The organism is Corallococcus sp. AB038B, assembly GCF_003668955.1.
Classification (GTDB): Bacteria; Myxococcota; Myxococcia; order Myxococcales; family Myxococcaceae; genus Corallococcus; species Corallococcus exiguus.
This window is the reverse complement of record NZ_RAWO01000001.1, coordinates 2,221,258-2,247,364: the sequence shown is the minus strand read 5'-3', so window position 1 is coordinate 2,247,364 and position 26,107 is coordinate 2,221,258. Positions and strand designations below refer to the sequence as shown.

17 protein-coding genes and 1 pseudogene are annotated in these 26,107 nt (G+C 68.6%); 3 read left to right on the top strand and 15 right to left on the bottom strand.

Translation table 11 applies throughout. The features are described from left to right. Positions 1-377 precede the first annotated feature (377 nt). The 3 genes and pseudogenes from D7Y04_RS09350 to D7Y04_RS09340 form a co-directional block, all read right to left on the bottom strand. Positions 378-488 (bottom strand): annotated as a pseudogene (locus D7Y04_RS09350) (IS5/IS1182 family transposase); the annotation flags it as partial. A gap of 76 nt (positions 489-564) precedes the next feature. Further along, on the bottom strand, positions 565-1,356 hold the full coding sequence (locus D7Y04_RS09345; protein ID WP_233601332.1) for an SDR family oxidoreductase: 792 nt from the start codon (positions 1,354-1,356) through the stop codon (positions 565-567). After that, a complete protein-coding gene (locus D7Y04_RS09340; protein ID WP_233597136.1) occupies positions 1,353-1,658 on the bottom strand; it encodes a nuclear transport factor 2 family protein in 306 nt (101 codons plus the stop codon). Before D7Y04_RS09340 ends, D7Y04_RS09345 begins: the two co-directional genes overlap by 4 nt. Positions 1,659-1,744: 86 nt before the next feature. On the opposite strand from D7Y04_RS09340, the gene D7Y04_RS09335 reads away from it, so the two are divergent. Beyond that, complete coding sequence (locus D7Y04_RS09335; protein ID WP_121758995.1) at positions 1,745-2,647, top strand: LysR family transcriptional regulator; 903 nt, start codon at positions 1,745-1,747, stop codon at positions 2,645-2,647. 468 nt (positions 2,648-3,115) lie between these two features. Here the strand turns inward: D7Y04_RS09335 and D7Y04_RS09330 are convergent, their stop codons facing one another. The 12 genes from D7Y04_RS09330 to D7Y04_RS09280 all read right to left on the bottom strand — a co-directional run bounded on the left by D7Y04_RS09330 (position 3,116) and on the right by D7Y04_RS09280 (position 23,507). Further along, the gene (locus tag D7Y04_RS09330) at positions 3,116-3,442 is read right to left on the bottom strand and encodes a transposase (RefSeq protein WP_233601331.1); all 327 of its coding nucleotides are present in this window, start codon (positions 3,440-3,442) and stop codon (positions 3,116-3,118) included. A 288-nt stretch (positions 3,443-3,730) separates the two neighbouring features. Continuing rightward, on the bottom strand, positions 3,731-4,573 hold the full coding sequence (locus D7Y04_RS09325; RefSeq protein WP_121758994.1) for a GNAT family N-acetyltransferase: 843 nt from the start codon (positions 4,571-4,573) through the stop codon (positions 3,731-3,733). Continuing rightward, positions 4,570-8,463 carry a hypothetical protein gene (locus D7Y04_RS09320; protein ID WP_121758993.1) on the bottom strand — a complete coding sequence of 1,298 codons (3,894 nt, stop codon included), beginning with the start codon at positions 8,461-8,463 and terminating at the stop codon, positions 4,570-4,572. The genes D7Y04_RS09325 and D7Y04_RS09320 overlap by 4 nt, the downstream gene beginning before the upstream one ends. 56 nt (positions 8,464-8,519) lie before the next feature. Continuing rightward, positions 8,520-10,940 (bottom strand): hypothetical protein, encoded by a 2,421-nt coding sequence (locus D7Y04_RS09315; protein ID WP_121758992.1) that lies wholly within the window; start codon positions 10,938-10,940, stop codon positions 8,520-8,522. Between the two features lie 13 nt (positions 10,941-10,953). Further along, a complete protein-coding gene (locus tag D7Y04_RS09310) occupies positions 10,954-14,784 on the bottom strand; it encodes a hypothetical protein (protein WP_147477071.1) in 3,831 nt (1,276 codons plus the stop codon). A 402-nt stretch (positions 14,785-15,186) separates the two neighbouring features. Beyond that, positions 15,187-15,471, bottom strand: a complete 285-nt coding sequence (locus D7Y04_RS09305; protein ID WP_233601330.1) for a transposase — start codon at positions 15,469-15,471, stop codon at positions 15,187-15,189. A 120-nt stretch (positions 15,472-15,591) separates the two neighbouring features. Then, positions 15,592-16,299: a hypothetical protein gene (locus D7Y04_RS44390; protein WP_158627474.1), complete on the bottom strand. Its 708-nt coding sequence runs from the start codon at positions 16,297-16,299 to the stop codon at positions 15,592-15,594. A gap of 149 nt (positions 16,300-16,448) precedes the next feature. After that, on the bottom strand, positions 16,449-17,039 hold the full coding sequence (locus D7Y04_RS09300) for a hypothetical protein (protein WP_121758990.1): 591 nt from the start codon (positions 17,037-17,039) through the stop codon (positions 16,449-16,451). Positions 17,040-17,237: 198 nt separating this feature from the next. Next, complete coding sequence (locus D7Y04_RS09295) at positions 17,238-18,647, bottom strand: hypothetical protein (protein WP_121758989.1); 1,410 nt, start codon at positions 18,645-18,647, stop codon at positions 17,238-17,240. Positions 18,648-19,041: 394 nt separating this feature from the next. After that, positions 19,042-20,469, bottom strand: a complete 1,428-nt coding sequence (locus tag D7Y04_RS09290; protein ID WP_121758988.1) for a hypothetical protein — start codon at positions 20,467-20,469, stop codon at positions 19,042-19,044. A gap of 10 nt (positions 20,470-20,479) precedes the next feature. Continuing rightward, positions 20,480-22,138, bottom strand: coding sequence for a hypothetical protein (locus D7Y04_RS09285; RefSeq protein WP_121758987.1), 1,659 nt, complete (start codon positions 22,136-22,138; stop codon positions 20,480-20,482). Positions 22,139-22,364: 226 nt separating this feature from the next. Next, entirely contained in the window at positions 22,365-23,507 is a 1,143-nt protein-coding gene (locus tag D7Y04_RS09280; RefSeq protein WP_121758986.1) for a serine hydrolase, read from the bottom strand. 135 nt (positions 23,508-23,642) lie between these two features. Between D7Y04_RS09280 and D7Y04_RS09275 the strand changes: the two genes are divergently transcribed. Next, the gene (locus tag D7Y04_RS09275; RefSeq protein WP_158627473.1) at positions 23,643-25,337 is read left to right on the top strand and encodes a histidine kinase; all 1,695 of its coding nucleotides are present in this window, start codon (positions 23,643-23,645) and stop codon (positions 25,335-25,337) included. Beyond that, complete coding sequence (locus D7Y04_RS09270; protein ID WP_121759329.1) at positions 25,334-26,026, top strand: LytTR family DNA-binding domain-containing protein; 693 nt, start codon at positions 25,334-25,336, stop codon at positions 26,024-26,026. The genes D7Y04_RS09275 and D7Y04_RS09270 overlap by 4 nt, the downstream gene beginning before the upstream one ends. The last annotated feature ends 81 nt before the right edge of the window (positions 26,027-26,107 follow it).

Sequence of the window (26,107 nt, the reverse complement as noted above, 5' to 3'; positions counted from 1 at the left end):
CGGGCAGACACAGGGTGCGCCGCCCGAAATCTTCTCGAAGCTCGGTTCGAGATTCTCTGCCGCAGCGCAGAGAACGAGTTCGCGCAGGGCTTCATTCGGGGAGCAAAAAAGAAGGCCCTGCCCTAACCCGGCAGGGCCTTTTTGTTTTCCACGGGCCTCGCGATGAACACCGCGGGGCCTTCGTGCTCAAGCCGCTGAATCCCCAGGGATTTTCCTCGCGGTGCTGAAGAGCGCGCGCTGGCAGGGCGCAGCCCGTATGGCGGGGGGCCCGGCCGTCGATTCGGCTGGCCCGGCGCACGTCCCGCGTTTGGGCCACGTGCGGAGTCATCCGTCGCTCCCGTACAGCTTCCACGAAGCACTGCACGTCATACCCGGCATCCTCTGCGCGCCAGCCTCGACTCCGGGTCGGTCGTTGACGCGTGCGCGGCGTTGCTTCTCCTCTCGCCGTGGAAGTCGACGGTGGGGTTGCCCTTGTCATCCGGAGGCTCCTGGCTCACCAGGTCAGGAGGAGTCCCTGCTCCGGTGCGGGAGGTCGTCCCCGCACCGGAGTTTTTCAGCAGCCTGCTAGCTTACGGGCACCGTCCCGCCGTCGATCACGTACTCCGCCCCGGTGATCGCGCTCGCTCGGTCCGAGACGAGAAACCCGATCAGCTCGGCGACCTCGGCCGGACGCGCGGGGCGCCCGAGAGGAATTCCGCCGAGCGAGCGCATCACGAGCTCCTTCGCGCCCGCCTCGTCGGTGCCGTTCTTCGCCGCGATCTCGCTCATGAATCCGACGGAGGCCTCGGTCTCGACCCAGCCCGGTGACACGCGATTCACACGCACGCCCTGCGGCGCGACCTCCTTCGAGAGGGCCTTGCTGTAGTTCGAGAGTGCGGCCTTGGCCGAGGCGTACGCGGTCGTCGCATCATGAAGCGGCATCTGCCGCTGGATCGACGTCACGTGCACGACCGCGCCGGTCCGGCGCTCGCGCATTCCGGGGACCAGTGCCCGGTCGAGACGCACCGCCGCCATCAGGTTCAGGTCGATCGTCTTCTGCCACGCGTCGTCGTCGAGGACGGAGAAGCCGCCCGCCGGCGCCGACGTTCCACCTACGACGTGGACCAGGATGTCCATTGCTCCGGCGGCCTTCACGACGCGCGCGCAGCCCTCGGCCGTGGCGACATCGGCGGCGATGAAGCCCTCGCCCGTTCCCTCCCGCGCGGTCGTCAGCACCGTCGCGCCGGCCGCGCGCAGCCATGCGACCACCGCCTTGCCGATGCCCTTCGTTCCGCCCGTCACGAGCGCGCGCTTCCCCTCTAGCTCTCTCATCACGTCATTTCCTTCCGCAGGGTTGAAATGGGCATCGCGGCTCACGCGCCGATGCTCAAAGCCGCGATCCGATCGCCCTTCATCCGGAACGCAAAGGTGAGCGTGATGGGACTGCCGGGAAACTGGCCCGTCACTTTCGCGCGAACCTCGCAGGCATCGTCCTTCGCGTTCACCTCGATCGGCTGCGCGACGGCCTGATACTTCACCTGGGAGTCACGCCACCATTCGTCGATGGCCGCATGCCCGACATGCCGATGTCCCTCATCCTCGACAACGGCATCGGGCGCGAAGGCGTGGAGCGGCGTGGCACTGTCCGCGTCGAAATAGGCTCGAATTGATGGGTGCATTGTCATGACCCAAGACGTAAGCCCGCGCGATTGCCCGCTCAATAGGGACAAAGTAGGATGCGACATCCCGACCTACAGGACTATCGATGTATCAACCCGGACTGAATGATCTCGATGCCGTCCTCGCCGTCGCTCGCAGGAGCTCGTTTCGCGGCGCCGCCCTCGATCTCGGGATGTCGACGACGGCGATGAGCAGCGCGATCGCGAAGCTCGAAGCACATCTTGGCGTCCGCCTCTTCAACCGCACGACGCGCAGCGTCTCGCTGACCGACGCCGGCAGAGCGTTCGTCGAACAGGTGGCTCCGGGACTCGAGGACATCCGCGGCGCGATGGACGCGGCTCGCTCCCAGCAGGCAAAGCCGTCCGGCATGCTGCGCATCAACACCTTTGCGACAGCGGCGCGCGAGATCCTCGCGCCACTGGTGCTGGAGTACCTCCGCCGCCATCCGGACGTGCATGTCGACGTCGTGACCGAAGGCCGGCTGGTCGACGTCGTCGCCGAGGGGTTCGACTTCGGCGTGCGGATGGCGAACCTCGTGCCCACCGACATGATTGCCATTCCGCTTGGAGAGCCCCAACGCCATGCCATCGTCGCTTCGCCGGCGTACCTGAAGAAGCACGGTCGGCCGCGCGTCCCATCGGACCTCTTCCGTCATCGGTGTATCCGGGTGCGCTTACCGAACGGCAGCCTCTTCCGGTGGGAGTTCCGTAAGCGGGGGCAGACGGCCCTGATCGATGTGACGGGGCCCATCACGCTGGACGAGGCCAGCCTCTCGCAGATCGCAGTCCTGGAGGGCATCGGACTCGGCTTCTTCATGGAGCCGGACGTGCGAGGCGACATCGAAGCGGGACGCCTCGTTCGAGTGCTCGAGGACTGGACGCCGGAGCTCGCTCGGCTCTGCCTCTACTACCCTGGCCGGCGCAATTCCTCGGCCGCTCACACGGCGTTCGTCGCACTGGCCCGCGAAGTCGCGGTAGCTCGCAAATGAGGCTCGCAGAATGAAAAGTCATGAGCATCCTGCGGGAAAACCGAAGATGCATAAAAAGGAGTGCCGCGATGGCAGCCGCCGGAGAAGCGCTCGGGTCCGTCCACGCTCATCCCTGTGCCTACCCAAAATTCGGTCGCTGCGTCATGAGTGCGTCAAGGCTGCGTCAAAACGCGCGTCATGACGTGAGCGATGCGCGTGACGAGCCGCTAAACCAGAGGTCGCGATTCCTGGACGTCTGGTCTGCCGCAGAGGCCGATTTTCCGGGCCCGGACGCCGCCTGCCATTCGGGAATCGTGAGCGGTCGTTTAGGTACTCTCTTCCGTTTGATAGAGGTCGGAATTACGCCCGACACAGACGTCTCAACACCAATCTACCTGCGTGTGGACACTCCCCTCCCGTCTTGCGAACGCAGGTAGGCTGGTGCAGCACGCGCGGGTCTACGAGGGTGTTGTTGGAAGGAGCGAGACTCTACGCAGCGCGGCGCTCGTACCGGTGGTGGGGCCCGAAGACTTCCCGTAGCTCTATCACCTTGGCTCCGTGCTCCGGGCCCCGCACCTCACGCGTCTCGGGCGCGTCTTTCCCGAGCGCCAGGTGCGTCCGGCTCGCGTTGGAGTAGCGCGGGTACTCGCGCAGCAGGTGCCGAGCGTGGGCTTCGTTCAGGACGACGACAGGGTCCAGCAGCTCCCTACGTATCGAGCCGATGACTCTCTCCGCATAGGGATTCTGCCACGGACACCGTGTTGCACTCGGTACCTCGCGAATCCCCAAATGGGTAAGCGTGGCACGAACGCCCATTGAGGTGGAGGATTCGCCTGTCCCGGTGACTCACAACCACAAATCCCAACAGCACTCCAAACGCCGCAGTCGGAATGACAAAGAAGTCCATCCCCACGGACTCCGCCAGATGCAAACGCAAGAAATTCCGCCATGTTGGTGATGATTTCAGCGCTCCCCTTCCCGGTCTGGGCATGTAACGAGCGACCGTTGTCTGGCCTACCTCCATTCGACGGGCGTTTCTCACCGCACCTGTGCTCTCGGCCGGCGCTTCGCCCTCAAACCCACACGCACCGCGGCGCCGCGCACTCACCCCCGGACCGCTCCCGCGAAGGGGCCGCTGCTCCTCGCCTGCTCCCGGAAAGCACGCGCGTAGTGCCTGGCATAGCGGCCCGTGACCTCGTGGAGCCTCACCATCATCAGGACATCGACCGTGTTGAACTCACGGTCGATGGCCGCGCCGTCGCCAATGAATCCGCCAAGCCGGAGGCCTCCCTCGATGAGGGGCGGCAGATGGGGTGGACGGGAGGAACACTCCAGGCCCACCTCGAACTCCGGTGGGACGCGAAGATGCGGGAGCGCATGCGGACGCAAGGCCCGAGGCGCCAGGTGGTGGCGCCGCAGCCATGCGAGCGCGGACGCACACCGCCGGGGGTCCGCGCCGGGGAAGCTCGCGCACCCGAACAGCAGGGTCACGCCTCGCAGGAAGACCTGCTCCGCGATTCCTCGCCAGAGCAGGTGCATCACGGGCAGGCCGCGCGCCGCCGGAGCCACGCACGCGCGCCCCAACTCCAGCACCTCGCCCGGCTCCTGGAGGAGGGGCTCCAGGTGGAACTCGCCGGCCGAGTAGAAGCCGCCCGCACACGCAGCCTGCTCGCGCCCGAGCAATCGGAACGTCCCGACCACCGCCGGAGCATCGGGGACCGCATGGTCCAGCACGACGAGGTGGTCCGCCACCGCGTCGTACCGGTCCACGTCGCGGCGCCGTCCCCCGCCACCGTCCAACGGCCACGCTCCCAGTTCCTCTCCGAAGACCTGGAAGCGCAGTGCCTGCGCGGCGTCGATCTCCGTCGCGTCGTGCGCCAGACGCACCTCGAAACGTCCCGGCGCCGCGCGGGCCTCTGCCGGAGGAGTGGCCGCAAGCGCGGTCACGCGATGGCCAACAGCGGCATGGCGGCCTGCGTGGTGCCAAACTCCACCACCTGCACCGTGAACGAGGTGGTCACCGCCTGTGCGTTGCCAACGCCGTTGCTGACGGACAGCGTGTACCTCGTCGCGGGCGTGAGCGGCAGCGTCGACGGTGCGTTTGGCGGCTCACTGATGGCCCCCGACGAGGCGTCGAGCACCAGCCAGGAGGGCAGCACCGGCGTGATGGACCACGCCTTGGGCTGGCTCCCCGGCTGCGTCAGCACCGGGTTGAACACCTGCCCCTGCGAGAACGTGTACAGCGTGATGTCGCCCATCGTGAGGCCCGCGGGCACCATGGGGACCTGGGTCACAGTCCAGTTGCCTCCGGACGCCGAGACCACCGCCGTCTGGCCATTCCATGAGAGCCTTTGCCCGGAGGTGCCGTAGCGCTGGATGGAGAACGACCCGGACGAGAAGAACGAGCCGTCCTGGGTGGGGCTCGACTGGAGCACGACGCTCCAGAGCTGCGTGCCGTAGTTCGGGTCGGTCGACTGGAGCGGGGTCTGGAAGGACACGCTGTTGTCCTGGTTGGCGGTGAGCGCCATCTGCATGGGCGAGCCCGACGCGCCGCTGACCAGCGCGGTGATCACCGTCTGCCCCGTCCCGTTGGTGCTGGCGAAGAACACGGTGTCGTAGCTGTAGTCGGTCGGCGCCAGCGAGCCGAGCGCCCCGCTCGTGCCCACCTTCAACACCGCCCCACCGCCGCTGGGGATGGAGAGCGTCAACCCCAGCCGCTGCGGCTCGCCTTGCTGCACGTACCCGTTGAAGTAGTCGATCTCCGTTTTGTACTGCATGAAGAACCCGGCCGGCTTGGCGTAGTCCTGTCCGAACTGCTGGACCGGGTTCAGGCGCGGCTTGAAGGCCAGGTAGAGCAGGATGATCACCCCGGCCACCGCGGCCAGGATGCCGAGGACGCTCAGCACCGAGCAGATCGTCGACACCGCGAGCCCGCCGATCGCCTCGATGCCGGCCGCGCCGAGCGCCCAGCTGCCCGCGGTGGCGAGCAGGTCCAGCCCGCTGGCGGCCACGAGCAGCCAGTCTCCCGAGGCCTCCAGCGACGACTGGGCATGGAGCGCCATGATGATACCGGTGACGAGGTTGATGACCGCGAACGCCGCCCCCAGCCGGGTGGCGACGAACTCGTCCAGGTTCTTGCCGAAGATCTTGGTGACGAGCGAGCTGTCCTCCTCGGCCGCCTCCGAGAACAGGTTGCCGAACATCTCGGACGGGTACTCCTCGATGCTGCCCTCGTTCACCAGCCACTTCTGGAAGCCGTTCTGGAGCCGCGAGTCTGCCTCCGCCATCAGGTCGCTGGAGAAGAGGGGCTTGATGTTGTCCCAGAGCGTCGCATCGGTATCCCACACCGCCGAGAGCGCCACTCCTCGCTTGAGGATGCTGCTGGTGGCCTGGATGGTGAACGACGCCGCGTTGGCGACCAGCGCCGTCTTCTGGGTCGGGGAGAGCTCGTTCCAGGCGAGCGCCCCGTAGACAATCCCCATCACGCCCACGGCGCCCAACCCCATGCAGAGCAGGTTCGCGCCCAGCGTGCCGATCTTCCCAGACACGGAGCCCGCCATCAGCGGAGCGATCTGTGCCCAGCCGTAGATGCCCACCCTGCCAATCGCCGCCGCCTGCATGGTGGCGATGTACTCGGCCAGCTGCGTGTCCGCGGCGAGCTTCGCGGCCTCCTGCGCCGCCTGCTGGACCTGCGGGTCCGAGCTGCTCCCGTACTGCGCGGCGATCTGCGCCAGGACCTGCTGGACGTCATACACGTAGTCGTCCGGGTTGGCCGAGTAGTCGAACAGCTCGGGGATCATGTTCCCGATTTGGAACGTCTGGATGACGCTGATGTACTGCTGGGAGAAGAGGTTGCTGGGGTCCAGGAGCGACAGCAGGGCGACGTTGGTCTGGCACTGCCGCATGAAGGCCGAGCCGTCCAGGTCCGCCGCCTGCCCCAGGCTCATCATCTCGATGATGGTCAGCTCCTGGGGGCTGCTGATGTAGCGGAAGAACGTGTACGCCCAGTAGAGGCCGCTGTTCACCGCCACCGTGGCCAGGTTGTTGACGATGGCCGTCATCGTCGCCAGCGCGGAGGGGTCGATGATGGTGGCCTGCAACTCCGCCAGCCACTGCTTCTGGTCCGCGAGGATGTACTGCGCGTAGGTGGAGCGGTTCTGCTGCTGGTCGGCCAGGTACTGCGGCAGCAGCGCGTTCTGCGGCTGGTTGGACCACTCATGCGAGTACATCGCCGTGGACTGCACCTGGAACACGGCGCTGGCGGAGGTCTGCGTCTTCAGCCAGTTCTGCGCGCGCAGGGCGTTGAGCTGGTTGGCGCCGTCCTCGTCGAACGTGGAGAGGATGTTGGTGAGGTAGGCGGTGGCGAGCGACTGGTACCACTGGCTGGGGTTGGTCCCCATGCCCGCGACGTTCTGCAGCCAGGAAGGCAGCGTCGGCTGCCCGGTCCCGAAGTACGTCTGCCGGAGGTTCGACGGCAGGTAGTACATCATCACCTGGTTGAAGTCGTTCATCGTGGCCTGCTGCACCACGTCGGACCAGACGTTGTTGGTGAACGCGAACTGGGTCATGTTCGCGAGCGTCGTCAGGTTGAGCTGCGTGTTGACGGCGGAGGTGGAGGCCGCCGCCGTGACCGGGTGGGCGGCGAACGCGGCCCGGTGGGCGGGCGCGGTGAGCTCCGAGGCCTGCACGCGCCGGCCCCCGCGGGGCTGGTCGGGCAGCCAGGCGGAGTGGCCGTCCTGGGAGAAGTGGACGGTGCCGGCCGCGGGCAGGCCGGTGAGCTGCTGCTGCCGCGAGCTCAGCCCCTCGAAGTGCAGGGTCGAGCCCCGCAGCCGCGAGGCGGGGACCTCCTCGTCCTGCACGTAGAGGCGCCCGCCGTGCACCGCGATGGGCGAGCGCACGCCGTCCAACGTGTAGAGGCCGACGACGGACGGGTTCACCACCTGCCCCTGCAGGCCGAGCGTCGTGCCCGCCTGGCTGTCGTCGACCGTCAGCATGGCGCCGGTGAGGGTGGAGCCCGCGTCCGTCACCGCGAAGGCCACCTGGTACGGGAAGACGGTGGGGATGGCGCGCGCGTTCGGATCGCTCAGGGTGGAGCGGTTGTCGGCGCCGGGCGAGACGCCCGGGTTCAGCGCCATGTTGAAGACCAGGTTGCTGTTGAGCACGGCGCCCAGGGTGTTGGGGGCCGGTGTCCACGGGGTCTGCGTCTGCAGGTCGTTGAACGACGTGGCGATGTTGTAGGTCTCCTGTCCGACGATGACGGTGCCCGTCACCTGCCAGGTGAACTGGAGTGCGTCCTTCACCCAGGTGGCCGCCTGCCAGCGCGGGTCCTGGGGGTTCCAGTGGAGCTGGAGCGCGGGCGGCGTGCCCGTCACCGTGGTGCCGGTGTCCAGGGCCACGGCGCAGTCGTAGCTCACCGGGGCGAGCGTGGCTTCCACGCCGACCCGGTTGCCGGCCGTCTCGATGCTGCCGACGAAGCCGTGCCCGCCGTGGTGGAAGACGAGCCGGCCGCTGTGCCCGCCGTCCTCCCGGCGGAAGTTCCAGGTGAGCAGGCCGCGGTGCGGGTCCCACTGGAAGTGCGACGCGGCGACCGGGAGGCGATCCAGATAGAGCGCGGTCGGGCGGTCGCGGCGGCGTCCCCCCAGCACCAGGGAGAGGGTGGTCGGCGTCCCCTTCGGGGCGGGCTGGAGCGAGCGCCCGCGCTTGACGGTGACGTGGTAGGTGCGGGCGCTCCCATGCACCGCGTCGATGAGGGCGTGATGACGGAACCGGTGCAGCGTCGAGGCCACCTTGGGAGAGACGGCCTGGGGAATGGCGAACGTCGGATGCGAAGCGCGCATGGGGCTGACTCCTGTCACGGGGTTTGGGGAAGGTCCTGGCTGCGACGGGGGGGGCTTCAGGGGGTCGGGGCGTTCGGCTGCAGGTAGGGCTGCACCGCCGTCGGGAAGCGCTGGGCCATCAGCGCGCCCATCGTCGTCCCGAGCTGCTGGGCGAACGGGGTGGCCTGGTTCGCGCTCCAGCCCGAGCGGGCCTGCGCCTCCGCCACCATGAGCTGCGGCACCAGCGGGCGCACGTCGAACTGGAGTTGCCCGACGACGTCGCCCCCGGGCGTGAACACCGCGGCGGAGCAGAGGCGGTAGCCGGCCTCGAAGAGCGCGGAGAGCGGCGTCATGCCCTGCACGGGCAGGGCGGTGCCGTCCTGCCGCCGCAGCCTGAAGGTGAGGGCCCAGGTGGCCACGCCCGTGCCGGGCTCGGACGGGCGCCAGTTGTCGAAGTAGGCGACCTGGTCGAACTGCTGGGCGTAGCCGGCGCTCGACAGCGGGCCGAAGGTCGGGAGCGTGCGCGTCACCGCGGCCGTGCCGCTGCCCAGTTGGACCTCCAGCGTGAGCCTCTCGCTGGGGGGGATGGCGTCGTTCGCCAGCAGCTCGAGCGAGAGGACCGAGACCGCCAACATCGTCGCGTCCAGGTCACCGATGGGCGTGAAGCTGCGCCAGCCCATGTTGATGGCGTCGTTGAGCTCGTCGCCGAAGAGGGAGGTGAGGGCCGCGAAGTAGGACCCCTGGGGCCCGTCGTACGTGGGTGTCCCGATGGCCGTCTTCACCGTCATGGCGCTCGCCATCCCGCGCGCCATCTCCCGCAGCGCCACGGGCGGGACCGCGGCCGTGGGCGGGGGCGGCGCCGCGTTGCCCTGGATGGCGCGGATGGCGTCCGGCAGCAGGTAGGTCGAGACGGTGGTGAGCCCCTGGTACAGGACGCTCTCCCACTGGTTCGCGGGCACGCTCTGGAGCGTCTGCTGCACGGTGCTCCACGAACCGGACATCACGGACGAGAGCGCCGAGGAGGCGAGCGGCGCGACGCCGAAGAGGGGCACCTCGCTCGACACGACGCACATCGTGGTGCCGTCGCCCACGATGTACTCGGACAGGCCCTGGGGGTCGAAGTCCACCACCAGGTCGTAGATGGTCGTGTCGCCGCCGCGGAGCTGGGTCTGGAGCGAGGTCACCGGGATGGGCGTGGGCGCATTCCTGGCCCAGCCCATCAGCGGCGGGCAGCCCGGCCCCAGCGTGGCGATGCCGAGCGTCGACAGCGTGGGCACGGTGTTCATCAGGTCCACCGGCTGGACGCACGCGAGCTTCGCGCCCTGGCCGGCGGCGTTCAGGGTGAGGAACGGATGCGTGCCGGTGAAGAGGAACCCCAGGTTGTTGAAGCCGTAGACCTCCTCGTTCTGGAGCACCAGCGTGGGCGTGGCGAGCACGTGGGCGGAACCGGAGCGCGTGCGCACCTGGTCGCCCGCCTTGATCTGCTCGATGTGCTTCAGGCTTCCGTCCGCCATCAGCACCTTCGCGCCCGCGAGGAAGCAGCTGCCGCCCGGCGGCGACCGCCACGGGTTGCCGGGCTGGCTGTTGGCGGTGAACTCGAACGAGTTCTCCTCGTTCATGCACGACGGCCACGACGAGCCCGGCGTGACCATGCACACCTGGGCGAGGATGCCGGGCGTGGCCGGCCCCTTGAGGTCGTTCCAGTCGAGCGACAGCGGGCTCATCCACGGCAGGTACGTCTCCCACTGGCCCGCGGACACGGAGGCGGGCACCGGGAGCTGGGCCGCGACGAGCTGGTTGATCAGCGCGTCGATGCTGGCGTTCGACATGCCGAGCAGTTGGAGCTTGAGCCAGTGGTGGAACAACTCCCACGTCTGGTCGGTCCACTGGTGGCTCGCCGCCTGCGCCACCTTCGCGGAGATCCAGGCCGGGTTGGAGAGATAGCTGGAGTAGATGGAGGCCGCCTGCGACCACTGGCCCTGGGGGATGGCGGCGAGCGCGGTCGCGACGGCGTTGGGCGTCGTCTTCAGGAGCTGGCTGTACAGCGCGTTCAGCTTCGGCTGGAGCGCCGCGTTGCTGGCCGAGACCTGGTTGTTGATGCCCGGCTGCTTGAGCTGGGGGCGCAGGTCCGAGGTGATGTTGTACATCGCCTGGCAGAGCGTCACGACCGCGAAGCTGGACCACCACGAGTCGTTCAGGCCGGTGGTCGACGTCACCGCGCCTTGATTGGGATCGGCGCGGTAGTTGGGAAAGAAGATCTGCAGGAAGGTCTGGCCGGAGGGCATCCACCACGGCTCGGAGTGCCGGCCCGGCGTGGCCCCCTGGAGCCGCCCCACCAGCGCCGAGCGCGCCGCCTTGCCCACCGGGTTGTCGCCGGAGACGGGCTGGGCCGCGAAGAGCGCGGTGACCTGGTCGTTGAGGGTGGAGCCGGTGGCTGTGGACGACAGGGCCATCAGCCGGGTGGCGTTGCGCGGCGAGGGTTTGGAGCGGGTGTGCATGGCGGTCTCCGGGTCAGACGGCGAGCGCGACAAGTTCCGTCCCGGTGCCCGTGCTGGAGGGCGCCGGCAGGACCTCGAGGGCGAAGGCCGTCTGGATGGGGCGGGTGAGCAGCGAGTTCGTGACGGACAGGACGTAGGTCCCCGCCGGGGTCACGGGCAGCGGCTGCGGCGCGTTCAGCGGTTCGGTGATGACGCCGGTCGCGGTATCGAGCGACAGGAACGCCGGCAGGGCCGGGGAGATTGCCCACGTCTGGGGAGCGCTCCCCGCCTGCGCCAGGCGTGGAATGAAGCTCGCGCCCTGGGAGAACGTATAGAGCGTCACGTCGCGCATGGAGAGCCCCAGGGGGACCATCGGCTGCTGCTGGAGGGTGAACCGTGAACCCGACGCGCCGAGCGCGACACCGTGGCCGGTCCAGACCAGCGACTGGTCCGTCCCCACCAGCGTGAGCGTGAAGGGGCCCGACTCCGGCGCCTTCCCGTCCCAGGTGGGGTCCCCCTCCAAGGTGAGGGTCCAGAGCTGCGTCGCGGCCGCCGGGTCGCTCGACGCGAGGAGCGGCTGGAAGGACACCCCACCGCTGGCCCCCGTGAGCGCGAATGCGCGCGCCAAGTCCCCGCCGCCGACGAACGCCACGAGTTGGGAGCGTCCCTGCCCGTCCGTCGAGGGGAAGAACACCGTGGCGTAGCCGTGGTCGAGCGGCCCGCTGACCAGGGTCCCGTCGCCGGCGACGCGGAGCACCGCGCCCCGCCCGCCCGGGACCGCGAGCGAGACGCCGAGCCGCGCCAACCCTCCCGGGGGCGTGTAGCCGGTGAACGCGTCGATCGCGCTGCCGTAGGGCATGTAGAAGCCCGCGGGCTGGGCGTAGGTGGTGGCGAACGTCTGCACCGGCGACGGTCGTGCCTGCCACCATTGGACGAGCAGCAGCACCACGCCGGCGACGGCGGCGAGGATGGACAGGACACTGAACACGCCGAAGAGCGTGGAGACCGCCAGCCCACCGAACTCGGTGACGCCGAACGCGTCGGTGATCCACCCACCCGCCGTGGCGATCAGGCTGAGCGCGCTCGAGGTCACGCTGAGCGCGCTCACCAGCTTCTCGTCCAGCGTGTCACTGTGGGCCAGGGCGAAGGCGCCGGCGATCAGGCTGGCGAGCGCGAACACCGCGCCCAGCCGGAGCCCGACGAAGCTGTCGAGGTTCCGCCCGAAGATGCGGGTGACCACCGTCTCGCCCTGGGCCGCGGCCTCGTCGAACAACGAGCCGAACATCTCCGACTGGGGGATGATCCGGTTGCCGATGAGCCACTTGGTGAGGCCGGTGTCGACGGCGGCGTTGGCCGCATTGAGCATCTCGGTGGTGAAGAGCGCCCGCACCGCGCTCCAGGTCGTGGCGTAGCTGTCGAGGGCGTTGGCGAAGATCACCCCCCACTTCACGAACACGTAGGCGACCTGCACCGTGTACTTGACGGCCGAGACGATGGTGCCTGGCGACACGGCCGCCGTCGCGCTGGCCGCGGTGGGCGCGAAGTCAGCCACCCCATGGACGACGGCGCTGGTGTTGAGGCCCGCGAGCGACAGGCAGAGCAGCTGGGAGCCCAGCGTTCCGACCGAGCCCTCCACCGACGCTTGCATCGCCGGGGCCGCCGTTGACCACCCGGCACCCGCCGCGCAGCCAGCGGCGGCGGCCTGCACGCTGGCGACCAGGGCCGGCAGGTCGCTCCGTGCGGCCAGGCTCCGCGCCTCGTCGCCAATCCTCGCGAGCACCGGGTCGCTGCTCCCCGCGACATCCGAGGCGATGCCCTGCAGCACCTGCGCGACCGCACCGTCCATCCCGCCAGGACCACCGCCGTAGTCCGCCAGCGACGGCACCACGTTCCCGTAGAGCATCGTGTTGACGGCCGCCGCGTACTGTTGGGCGAAGAGGTTGCTCGAGTCCAGGCTGGCGAGCACCGCCATGTCCGTCTGGACCCTGCGCATGAAGGCCGAGCCGTCCGGGCCCAGGCTGAAGAACTCCAGTTCGCTGAAGGCCTGCGGCTGGGTGGCGTAGCGGAAGTACGTGTAGGCCCAGTAGAGCGCCGACTGCTCCGCGGTCGCCGCCAGGTTGTCCACCATGGACTGCATCGCCTGGAGCGAGGCCGGGTCGGCGATGTCCTGGGCCAGCTCCGTCTTCCAGGCGGCCGCGTCGTCCGCGATAAGCGCGGTGTAGCTCGCCGCATTCTGACGCTGGTCCGTGAGGAAGTCGTTGATCGCCGGGAAGCGGTTGGCCCATTCGAGCTGGTAGAGCGCCGGTGCCTGCACGCGGAACACCTCGCTCGCCGCGACCTGCTCCTTGAGCCAGGTCTGCGCCCGCGCGGCGTTGAGCGTGTTGGCGCCGGGCTGGTCCCAGGTGGAAAGCACGTCGGTCAGGAAGGAGACCGACAGCGAGCCGTACCACTGCGCCGGGGAACTCCCCGCCGGAGCCATGGCCGCGACTCGCTGGAGCGCCGGAGAGAGGACGGGCTGGTTCTGGCTCCAGTAGGTCTGCCGCAGCTGCGGATCCATGAAGTAGAGGAGGATCTGGTTGAAGTCCGCCATCGAGGCCTGCTGGACCGCGTCCACCCACGTCGTGCCATCCGGACCGGCCTGCTGCTCGAAGGGGTTCATCAGCGCGAGGGTCTGGAGGTTGAGCGGGGAGGTGCCGGCCCGGAGCGCCTGGCGTGCGACGTGCGAGTCCGCGCCCAAGCGCGCGCCGGACGCGCCGTCGGTCAGCCGCACCCGCGAACCGTCATCGCTGAACTCCAGCGTGCCCGCCGCTGGAAGCCCGCCCGCCGCCTGCTGCGCGGGAGAGAGTCCGCTGAAGGAGAGCGCGTTGCGCCGCAGCCGCGTGGCTTCCACCGGTGCTGCACCGATGTGGAGCCCACCCTCGTGCACCGCGAACGAGGCTCCGAGCCCGGCGCCATCAAGCGCGTAGTACCCAGCCACCGACGGGTTCGCCACCTGGCCCTGGACGCCGAGCACCACGCCGTTCTGCGCGTCCACCACGGTGAGCATGGTCCCGGTGAGCTCAAGCGCAGTGGGGCTGAGCTGGAAGCTGAACTGGAAGGGGAAGACGGTGGTGATGGCTCGTGAGGCCGGATCCGCCAGTCCCTGGCGGTTGTCGGACGGCGGCGCCACGCCCGGGGCGACCGAGAGCGTGAAGACCATGTTGGCGTCGACCAGCGCCCCGAAGGTGCCTTGGCTCGGCGTCCAGGTGACGCCGGTCTGGGCGTCATTGAATGAGACGTAGAAGTCCCAGAACTCCTGGCCGACGATGATCTGCTGCCGCATCTGGTAGGTGAACTGGAAGGCGGACGGCACCCACGTCGCGTGGCTCCACGCCGGGCTGGAGGCGTCGTAGTGGAGCTGCAGCGCGGGAGGCTGGCCGGTGACGTAGCCCCCCACCTGCTGCGCGACCGCGCACTCATAGGTGATGGGCGGGAGCGACGCCGTCACCAGGTGCGTTTCCCCCCCTTCGCTCACGCAGCCGGTGGCGGTGGCGCCGCCCTCCTCGAACCGGAGCAGCCCTGAGTGCGTGGCCTGTCCCAGCCAGAAGCGCCAGTGCAACGTACCTCCGCGGAGATCGAAGCCCCAGTGCGCGGTGGGGACCAGCACCTGGCCCACCAGGAGTTGGGAGGGCGCCCGCTTGTCCTTCCCATCGAAGAGGAGGGTGATGCAGAGCGGAAGGTCCGCGTCCTTCGCCCGCAGCCGGTAGGTGCGGGCGCCCTGATGGAGGCGGCCCTGCACCGCGGTCTGGGTCGCGGCGCCAGCATCAAAGACCTCTCGATAGGGGGGGAACTGAGAACCGGGCGCGGGCAGAGTGGAAGGAGCCATGGGCCTTGCCTCTGGAGCAGGAGGAATGCGCCGCCCCAATGCAAGCCACGCGCCCCACCCCCGTGCCCCGGGAGCCCATCCGCGCCGCCTCCCGGTTGCGTTCCGGAAGGACGCGGCACCGTTTCCCCCGGACGCGAGGCTCCGGGTCTTCGTCCATCAGCTCTTCGACATCACGAAGACACTTGTGCCTACCCAAAATTCGGTCGCTGCGTCATGAGTGCGTCAAGGCTGCGTCAAAACGCGCGTCATGACGTGAGCGATGCGGCGGTCGGAATTACACCCAGACCAGACGCCTCAACGCATCGCTACCTAAGTGTTGGCACACCCCTCCCGTCCTGCGAACATAGGCAGGAGGGTGCAGCGGTGCAGGTCTATGAGAATGTTGTTGGAAGGACCGAGGCTCTACGCAGCTCGGCGCTCGTACCGATGGTGGAGCCCGAAGACTTCCCGCAGCTCAATCACCTTGGCTCCGTGCGCCGGCCCCTGCACCTCACGCCTCTCAGGCGTATCCTTCCAGAGCGACAGGTGCGTCCGGCTCGCGTTGGAGTAGCGCTGGCACTCGCGCAGCAGGCGCCGTGCGTGGGCTTCGTTCAGGATGACGACAGGGTCCAGCAGCTCCCGACGAATTGAGCCAATGACTCTCTCGGCATAAGGGCTCTGCCACGGACAACGTGCTGCACTCGGCACATCTCTCAATCCCAAGTGGGTGAGTGCGCCTGTCCCTGTGGCTCACCACCACGAATCCCAACAACACACCAAACGTCGCAGTCGGAATGACAAAGAAATCCATCCCCGCGGACTCCGACATCAGCCATTTTCGTCGGTCCCGGCCTCGTCCCGCTCCAGGTGACCGAGTCCCATCCCCGCTCCCATGCCCAGTCCGGCGCCGCCTGCAGCGCCTCCGCCTCCGCCCCCGCCTCCCCTGCTCCCGGCATCCTTGTCTCCGCCTCCGCCTCCGCCCTTGCCACCGCCGGAGACGGTGCGCAGCGGGCCTTGCTCCGGGATTTCCAGTGACGGCGGGATCGGCTCCAGATCCAGTGCTTGACGAATGAACCCGCGCAGCGACACCACCAGCTCGAGCGTACGCACCGGCCGTCCGGCGACCATGTCGCGCGCGGCCCGCGCCGCCAGGGACACCTGCTGTTCGGTCCCCAGCAGGAGCACGTCCGACAGCGCCGCCTCCACCGCATCGCGGATGCGTCGGCGGCGCTCGGAGGCCGAGTCTGGCTCTGGCACCTCCCGCCCCGAGGCAGCCGCATCCTCCGCCCGGCGGCGCAGGTCGCGCAGATGGGTGGGGTCCACCGCCAGTTCCCCGGTGAACGAGCCGCCCAGCGTCTTGTAGGCGGCGATCAGCGTCTTGAGCCGCTCGTTGATCTGCCGGTTCTCGCGCTCGCGTCGGCGCTGGATGGTCTGCATCACCAGCAGGCGAATGCTTACGGCCACCAGCGACACCACCACCAGCCCCAGCAAGGTGGTGAGCACCGCACGCCAGGAACTGAAATCGAGATTGCGCATGCGCGCCCGTGGAAGGAGGAGGAGACCGGCTCAGGGTCGTTCAACCCGCCTGCCATGGCAACGGCTGCCATGGCGTCCGCCATGCGGAGGCGCAAGAGCCGACCGGCGCCTCCTGTCGGACAGGTTGGCCGAGCCCTCTGCTCGGGCCACTACCAATCCACGATCATCGGTACCCTGCTCTCCCGTGCAGCCATGAGAGCAGCGCGGAGACTTTCGGCTGCGGCCTCCGCGTTGAGCGGCCAGCGCATCCTCTCCAGTGCATCAAGAGCCCGGAACGTCGACCCGGTGAGACACCGGAGTGGGGTCACCATCTCGAAGGGCGCATCGAAGTCACAGGGGAGGAAGAGCGTAGCGGCGACATGAGAGCGGTGGCCATCACCTCTCTTGCGGATCCCAAGGAACGACTTGATGGGCTTGCGAGCCTCTTCCACGAGCGCCTCGTACGAAGCGGTGTCCACACGGTGGAATCGAGGAGCGGCATCAGAATTCTCGTCCCACAGTTGGGTTGCAATGCAGTCCGGCAGTTGTCGGAGATCCTCCACCAACATGGCGATGACGCTTGCGCGGCGTTCAGGCGCCGCCGGGCCGCCAAATGGCAGACCTTCAGGGAGATGCCTGGCACCTTCCGGTCCGATGATGGAGTACGGGACACCACGCTCCCACGCGGAGCGCATCGCCGGCGTGATGAAGTCGCCAACGATGTAGCGACTGATGGGCATGCTCATGAAGTCGATTGCCATGAAGGCCTTGGATTATGCGGGGCGCCGTCCCCCGGAGAAACAGCCGCAGGGCAGCTCGCAGCCAACCCATCCCCCTTCGCGGTGAAGGGACTCCGAACCAAACGCTTCAGTCAGTCACTCGAGTCGGTGCCGGTGGGCGCGGATGCGTATGTGCTCAAGCGCATCGGGCGGGGCTGAAGCTGTCGCGCGTCGTACACACTACGTGTCTGGCGCCTCCACCTCACCCCGGTGCAGCCGCCGGACGAACCCACGCAGGTTGGCCCGGACCACGCGCGGCCGGATGCTGGAGGGAACGGGTCCCGTCGGGCCCCGGTGATTGACGAGGACCGCGCGCAGCGCGGGCAGTGCTTCGAGTGAGGTCATGTCCACGAGCCCGGGACACTCGCGCAGGTCGATGGAGCGCAGCGCGTTCATTCCCTCCAGTCCCCGCAGGGATGTGAGCTCGGTGCAGTTGCGGAGGTCGAGGTGCTCAACGCCCCGCAGGTTGCCGAGCTGTCGGATGGAGGTGAGCGGAGCGCCCTTGAGCACCAGCCGGTTGGGGCCGTCCGGCACGCGTGGGTCGTCGAGGAAGGCGGCGCTCGGCACCCGGTCCAGGGAGCGAAGCTTCCGGGTGATGTCGAAGCGGAGCCCGCGAAGCTCCGGAAGGTCCGCGATGGCGTCGAGGTTGGTCGCCGCAAGTGCGCGGATTCGGAGGGTTCTCAGTCGAGGCGCGTGCGCCAGGTGCCGAAGTCCCTCTTCATCGAGGAACTGGAGCTTGAGCGACGTCATGGGAAGTCGTCCCGCCCGAGTAGACGTCGCGTCCAGTGACCAGGCCACAAGCTCGAGTTCCTCGGTGTCCGGGAGCGCGGAGATGGGCTCCAGGTCTGGAGTCGACCCGAGGAGGGGCAGGCGCAGGATGGGGATGCGGCATCTCGCGATGACCTTGGCCTCCGTGACGGAGATTTGTTCGCGCAAAGAGAGGGAGCGCAGCGAGCGGAGCGCCGGAAGCGCCGAGAGGTCGTTGTTCTTCCAAAGCCAGAGCTCCAGTTCCTCGATGGGAAGGTCTTCGAGACCCCGGATGGAGAGGGGCTCGCTCTCGTAGACGACGAGCTTTCGGAGCGTCTCCAGCCCGGACAGTGCGCGAAGGTCGCCGAGGCCGCCAAAGCTGAGCTGGAGCGACTCCAGGCTTCGGCTTCGCGAGATTCCGTCGAGGTCTCGGATGCTGTTCTTCATGAATGCGAAGAGGGATGCATGGCGCAGCGCGGGCAGCTCCGAGAGGGCCGATGCGCCGACGATGCCGGTGTGCGAGTACACTCCGACGCGCTCGAGCTCCGTCAGGCCCGTGAGCCAGCGGACATCGAAAGGACCGCCCAGTCGCGGCAAGGTGCCCACGCCCAGGGAGCGGATCTGCTTGCGGAGCTCGGCTGCACGGGGCCCGTTCGCGTCGCGCAAACGCCGAAGCACCTCGATGGTTTGCTGCTCGCGCACGTCCACGTCCTGCCAGGAGTCGTCCTCGTCGCCCTCGAAGCGGAGCTGTCCAGGTGCGGCATGAGCGCCTTCAATTACCCTGCTGTTGGGCGCGGGGTCGTAGCGCACCGTCGCGAACAGTGCCTCATCGCTTTCCCCCACCCACCGTCCTGCGTCCCACATCGTGTGTCCCCCTGGAGGCAGTGTGCCTGGAACAGCCGGGCGTGGTGTCGCGGTGAAGATGAATCGGAAGGTTCTGGGCCGAAGGCTGGCCCATCCTGATCGCGGAGATCTAAAACTTCGATCCTGTCGAAGAACGGCATGAACAGTTCAGGGCCGCCGCCCATGTCCTTGCGAGCTTCGGCAGCCCTTACATGGTTCCGTCGCAATACAGTGACGAGCTCGCCGCGCTGCTGCGCAAATCGATTGAGGTGCTCGGCCACATGATTGCTCCTCCCTCGGACGACTGGGCCTTTCTGGATCTCTGGGAAGGTGACGAGGCGGTGAAAGATGATGTGTCAAACCAGATCGCGGCCCTGAGTCGCGCCGTCCCATCTCAGCGGAGGGCCTTCTCCAGCTCCTCGCGGCTGAAGTCCCTCGAGAGGTTGTTCGGGTCCCAGAGGGCGGCCAGCTCGACGATGGCCGGCAGCAGGGCCTGGATGCGGTCCTTGAGCCTGGCGCGCACGTGCTCCTTGAACTGCTGGTTCTTCATGCGGGCCAGCTCGCGCACCTCTTCCGGGACGCGGTTGACCAGGTCGTCGAGGGGGCGCAGGCCCCGCTCGAGCGCGCTGTCGACCTCGCTCTGCAGGTTGCCCGGCAGGGCCTTGAGCTTGCCGGCGGCGTCCTTGCGAGTGATTTCCTCGATGTGCTGACGGAAGAGGTAGGACTCCGCGAGCTGCTCGAGGGTCTCGCTGCCCAGGGACTGGACGAAGATGCCCTTGAACTTGTCGCGGAACTTGTTGTCGAGCTCCTCGGTGAGCCTCCAGTCGGTGTCGATGGCCGAGCACACCTTGTCCTTGAAGCTGGAGGCCTCGCTTCGCTGGGCCGAGCTGGGCACGCGTGAGGCCCAGTCGGAGAGGTAGCCCTTGGCCTGGTCGAGCAGGACCTTGGCCTTCCCCAGGTCGTTCTTGTCACGGTACGTGTCGACCTCCGCCCGCGTCGCGTTGAAGAGCAGCAGGACGCTGCCCTTCTCCGCCTGCACCAGGCTTTGGTAGGCCGACACCAGGTTGCGGTAGTGGCCCTTCTGCACCTGGTAGATTTCGGAGTCACCCTGCGCGGCGTCCAGCAGGTTGCGGTTGATTTCGTCGGGGATGTCGACATTGAACAGCGAGGAGACGAGCTGCTTGGCCAGGTCCACGCCCATGCCGCCCAGGAGCTTGTCATCGAGCTTGAGGGCCACGCCGAGCGACTTCGCGGTGGCGCGCGCGACGCCCTCGCTGGTGCGCTTGAGCACGCCCGGGGCGAGCTCGTCGACGATGGACTGCGCCATCCGTGAGACTTGCTGCACCACCTGACGCTGGTCGTTCTCGAAGATGACGTCCTTGGACAGCAGGAAGGTCCACTTGTCCCACAGCTCGCCCAGCATCTTGTTGAGCAGGTCCTGGTGGACGAGCAGGTCGTCGTGGAGCTGGGGCGTCTGCACCTTGGCCAGGGAGTCGAAGAAGGCCATCTCGTGCTCCAGCGCCTGGTACCAGAAGAGCTGGAGGGCGGGCGAGAGCATGTTGTCCTTGGCGGCATCACCAAAGGCGCGGCTGATGTCGGCCGTGGCCGTGGCGCAGCGCTCCTGCCACTTGCGCTGCGTCCCCAGATTGCCGGCGCTGGTGCGCTCGCTGGCGTCGAGCATGGCCGAGAGGGTTTGATCGGCCGCGTTTCCAACCTTCACGATGGCGTCGCTCAAGGCGCGCTTCACCGTGTCGGGGGCGCCCTCCGAGGCGCGGTTCAACCGTTCGTTGAGTTCAGAGACGCGGCTTGAGTACCAGCCCATGGAGTGCTCCTTACAGGCTCTGCTCGCTGGTGATGCGCCAGGGGCCACCGTTGCGGCGTTGGACCGTCCAGCGCCGCCGCACGTCGACTGAGTTGAAGGTGCGGGTCTGGCCCTCGAAGAGGCCTACGTGGTCCAGCTCCAACTCGACCTCCTCGATGCGCTGCAGGCCCGGGGCCTCGTCGCCTTGGATGACGACCCGTACATCGCCCATCCAGCGCACCCGCGCATCGAGCACCTTGTTGAGCAGGAGTTGCCGCGAGCGCACCCACTCGCTGTCGCGGCCGTTCCAGGTCCAGACCGGGTAGTAGATGGGCCGGTCGGTGTCTGGCACGGCGCGCCAGTCCGCGAAGAGGCCGTTCCAGGTCTCCTGGTCGCCGCGCTTCACGGCCGAAATCATCGCGGTGAGGACCTCGCGCGGGCTCGCGTCGTCGGCCGGAGCGCCGAAGTGCTCCTGGCTGAGCGTCTCCTCTCCGGCGAAGCGCGGTCCGCCCTCGCTCGGGTCGCTGACATCGACGCAGACCACGCCTCCGACCAGGGCGGCGACGGGCTCCACCTCCAGGCCGGCGGCGGTGCGGCCCGAGCCCGCGAGCAGGCGGGGATCCGGAAGGATGCGGCCGAGCACGGCGATGTCGAGCCTCACCGACGGGGCAACGCGCTTCTGGTAGCGCTGCATGGCGGAGAAGACCTTGTTCATGGCCGGGGTGTTGGCGGGGCAGAAGACCCAGGCGCCGGACTGGTTCCAGGCCAGGTAGCCCTTGCCCATGTCGACCAGCCACTCGCGCTGCGTCACCGTCGGCAGTGAGACCAGCTTGCCCGTCACCGCCGAGCGGTCACCCCGGAAGGGGTCGACGACAGGGAAGGCGCTGAGCGTCTCCCCCGCACGCGCCTCCAGCAGGGCCTTCCACGCCGCCGCGGCCTGGAGGCCAATGGCCTTCACCTGCTCCTCGCCCCGGGTGCGGAACTCGAGGGCATCCGCCGGGAGCGTGACGAGGTCTCCATCGAGACAGGCACGCACCGTCTCCCAATCCTCGCGCATCGCCGTCGCGAAGGGGCCGGGATGATGCTCGACGAGGAAGTCGACGCGGGCCTTGTGTCCGAGGTGATTCGCGAGCTCCGCGCGCGTCCCTCGCGAGGTGCGCCAGGCGCCGAAGGCGCTGTCGAGCAGGCGCTCCCAGTCGAAGACGCGCTTCTCGAGCCATGACATCCAGGCCTCGTCGAAGCCGTCGCGCCCCATGCGCTCGGGTCCTCCCGGTCCGATGAGCTGCCGCGTCGTATCGGCGATGCTCCAGGTGCGCTCATGGAGCAGGGCGCCGCTGAACTCGTGCTCCTCCCAGCCCTCTCCGGGCTCGCGCCGGCGAACGATTCGCACCTGGACCTGGTCACCCTCCTTTCGCCCCTGTTTGTCCCAGGTCTGGTTCTCGGCGTACTGGCCGAGCATGAAGGGCAAGGTGCGCTGCGTGGTGGCCAGGTCGGGTGGCTTGACGACGGGCTGACCGTCGATGGCGATGACCCGGTCGCCCACGCGCAGTCCCGAACCGCGGAAGCCGCTGTCCCAGGAGATCCACGCCACGTGGAGGTGGGGCGTCAGGGCGTCGAAGCGCGCGTCGAGCTTGAGTCCGCTGCGCAGGCCATCTTGGAGGTATTCCTTCTCGGCGCCACGTGGGTTCATGAAGGCGTCCCTGCCCTGAATCCCCGCCCCCTGCGGAGATGAGGCGTCATTCTCTATCTCGCGGGCCTTGGCGCTTCAAGGAAGGGGGACGCCGGAGCACCTTCGCCCGCGGTGTGCCCACCCAAGATTCGATCGCTGCGTCATGGGTGCGTCGGGGAAATACACTGCGGGATGGTGCTGGAGCCCACCTGCGCCGCGCATTCGCGGCACCCGGTAGAACGCAACGCTATTTCTTGCAGGTCGTCACCGCATCGACCTTGGCCACGTCGGCGCCCCACAGGCAGACGACGCGGTCCAAAGCCAGCCCGCTGCGGGAGTTGCTGAAGAAGACGATGCCGTCGCCGGAGTGCGGACGCATCAAGAAATTGGCGCGGAAGCCGGCCTGGTTGCGTCCGTCGTGACCGACGGCGGTGCTGCCGTCGCCGAGGCGTTCGATGAAGTGGCCCAGGCCGTAGACCGCCTCATCGGGCGCGCGCGGCGTGCTCAGTTCCGCGGGTGTGTACATCTGGGCCAGTTGCGCCTGGGTCAGTGGATGCGCGCCGGCGGTGTTCTCCATGCCGGCAATCATCCAGCGGGCGAAGTCGCGGACAGTGGTGGTCAGGGTCGAAGGAGCCTGCTCGACGTAGTAACGCACCGGCACCGGCCTGCCATCGTCGCCGTGTCCCTGCGCCGCGCCGGACAGCACCTCCGGCGTCATGGCGACGCTGCTGTGTTTCATGCCCAGCGGCCGGAACACCAGTTCGCGCGCCAGGTCCGAATACTTGCGCTGCGTGGTCCGCTCGATGGCCAACTGCATCAGGGTGTAGCCGCCGCCGGAGTATTGGAATTTCACACCGGCCGGCGCGAACAGTTCCACCGCGCCGCGTCCATTGGTTTTTCCGGCCAGCGACTCCTCCAGGCTCGGCAGCTCCTTGAAGTCGAGCCAGCCCTGATACCCGCCCAAGGTCGTGCCCGCGGTGTGCGACAGCAGGCGTCGGATTGTTATCTGGCGATGGTCGAACGGGCTCTGCGCCAGCGGCCACGGCGACAGCACATCGGCCACCGGCGCATCCAACTGCACGCGACCCTGCTCGGACAGGCGCATCGTCACCCAACTGGCGATGGGCTTGGACAGCGAGGCAGCGACGAACACCGTGTCGGGCGTCACTGGCACATTGCCCGCGTGGTCCGCGAAGCCGAAGCCCTTGGCGTAAACCAGCTTGCCTCCGACAATCAAACCCACGGCCGCGCCTTGGATTCGGGCTTCTTTCATGAGGGCCGGCACTTCGCGATCGATGACCTGGGCGAACGGCGGTGGCGGCACCTGGAGACCCTGGGCCTGGGCGAGGGACAGCGGAAGGATGAGGAAGAGCAGGAGCACGGCACGCATGGGCGTTCCTCCGAAGGGGGTACGGAGAAGAGGATGCGGTGGCCCGCGCGGCGCGTGGGGGTGCGCTTCGCCCAACGTCTCGTGGCGTCGCCGGAGTGCGCGTGGGGCGGCGCCGCGCTACGTATGCTGAGGCCCATGACGTCGTCCGCCCTCTTCGCGGGATGCCTCGCGCTCTCGCTCGCCGCCTCGGCCGCCCTGCCCTCCGCACGCCAGGGACAGGTGCAGGTGCACACGGAGGATGTCCCCTCGGAAGTAGCGCTTGATGGGGACGCGCGGGGCTGGCGCACCGTGGAGAGCAGTCAGTTGAATGAGGGGACTGGCCCCTTCTGGCTGCGCACGCAGGTGGAGGTGCCCCCGCGTGAAGCCGGAGCCCCGACGCCTGCCCTCGCCCTGTCAGTGCTCGGGTCATGGGAGGCCTGGTGGGATGGCAGGCCCCTGGGGCGCAACGGACGGGTGGGGCGGACGCCCTCGGAGGAGGTACCAGGACGCGTCGATGCCCTGCTCCCGCTTCCGCCCGAGTACAGCGCGCCGGGCCCTCACGTGCTGACGATGCGCATCTCCGCGCACCGGCTCGGCTTCCAGCCCGTGGGCACCCTCCACCACCTGCAGGTGGGCGAGGCCGCGTCCCTCGCTCGGGCGCGGATGCTCGGCCTGGTGCCAGCCCTTTGCATGCTGGGCGCACTGGTGCTGATGGGGCTCTACCACCTCGCGCGCGTGCGGCTCGCTCACGGCGGGCTCGCCACGCTACTGCTCGGCGTGCTGTGCCTCGCCGCCGCGGCGCTCGTCCTGCTGGAGGCGTGGCGCGGGCTCGCCAACTATCCCTACCCACAGCACGCAGTGCGGCTGCGACTGCAGGCGGCGGCCGTGCTGGCGGTGGCGGCGCTGCTGCCAGCGACCGTGCACGCGGCCTTCGGCGAGCCACGCCGCTGGCTGCGGTGGATGGGACTCGGACTGGGACTGCTCTCGCTCGTCTTCGTTCCGGGCTTCGATGGCAAGAACAGCATCGCGCTCGGGGCCTCGCTCGTCGTCTCCACGGCGCTCGCCGTGCGCGCGTGGCGTAGAGGGGAGCCGTGGGGGGCCCTGGGCGCGCTGGCGGGGCTCGGTTTCGCCGGGACGCTCTACCTGCTGGAACCCTGGGGCTTCTCCGAGCGCGGCTTCTTCCTCGCCTTCGGAGGGCTATTGCTCTGCCTCACGGCGGTACATGCCCGGCAGCAGCGCCGTCAGCAGGAGCGGTTTGAGAGTGCGACGCGCGCCGCGGAGCGCCTGCAACTGGAGTTGCTCAAGCGCAGCCTGCAGCCGCACTTCTTGATGAACACGCTAGGCGCGCTGAGTGAGTGGGTGGAGACGGAGCCCACTCAGGCCGTGCGCTTCATCGAGGCCCTGGGCTCGGTGTACCGGCACCTGCTTGCCGTCTCGGGTGAGCGCACCATTCCGCTCGCCCGCGAGCTCGAGCTGTGCCGCGCCCACCTGGCCGTCATGGGCTGCCGGCAGGGCACGGCCTTCCACCTCGAGACCGATGGCGTAGACCTCGAGGCCCCCGTCCCCCCTGCCCTGCTGCACACGCTGCTGGAGAACGCCTTCAGCCACAACCGCTACATCTCGCCCCACACCTTCCGGCTCCAGAGCAGCCTCGTTGCCGAGGGCGCCCGGCCGCGGCGGCGCTACGTCTTCCTCGCCCCCCCGGGCACGGGCACGCGCCAAGGGGGCGGTGAGGGCACCGGCTCGCGCTACCTGCGCGCACGCCTGGAGGAGGCCTTCCCCGGTGCGTGGCGGCTCGAGGACGGGCCCACGGAGGATGGGTGGATGACGCGGGTGGAGGTGCCGGCGTGAGGCTGCTCATCGTGGAGGACGAGCCGCTGGCGGCGCGCCGCCTCGCCCGGCTGTGCGAGCAGCAGCTGGGGCCGGGCGCCCCTCCCCCGCGCGTGTGCGCGAGTCTGGACGAGGCGCGCGCGCTGATGGCCGGGCGCGACGTGGACGTGCTGCTGCTGGACCTGAACCTCTCGGGCGAGGACGGCTTCGCGCTGCTCGCGGAGGCGGCCACGGGCGCATTCCAGACGGTGGTGGTCTCCGCGAACACCGACCAGGCGCTGCGCGCCTTCGAGCTGGGGGTGCTGGACTTCGTGCCAAAGCCATACACGCCGGAGCGGCTCGCCCTCGCGCTCGCCCGCGTGGGAAGCCGCGCGGCCACTCCATTGCGCACCCTCGCGGTGAGAAAGGGTGGAGGCGTGGTCCTCGTGCCACTGGACTCCGTCGCGTACATCCAGGGCGCTGGAGACTACGCGGAGCTGGTCCTGCGCGAAGGCGGCACCGAGCTGAGCGAGAAGAGCCTGGAGCGGCTCGAGCAACTCCTCCCCGCCGACTTCCTCCGCATCCACCGCTCCTATCTCGTCCGCGTGACGGACATCCGTGAGCTCGTCGTCTCGGAGGGCTCGCGCACCGCGGTGGAACTGCGGGACGGCACCCGACTGCCGGTGGGCCGCAGCCGCCTGGGAGTGCTGCGCAAGCGGCTGGAGGCGTAGGCGCCGTCGCGACCGGTGCTCGACACAGACGCCGCGAATGGCATCAAGGCGCGGCCGGTGCAGGAGCGTTGCACCGACCCG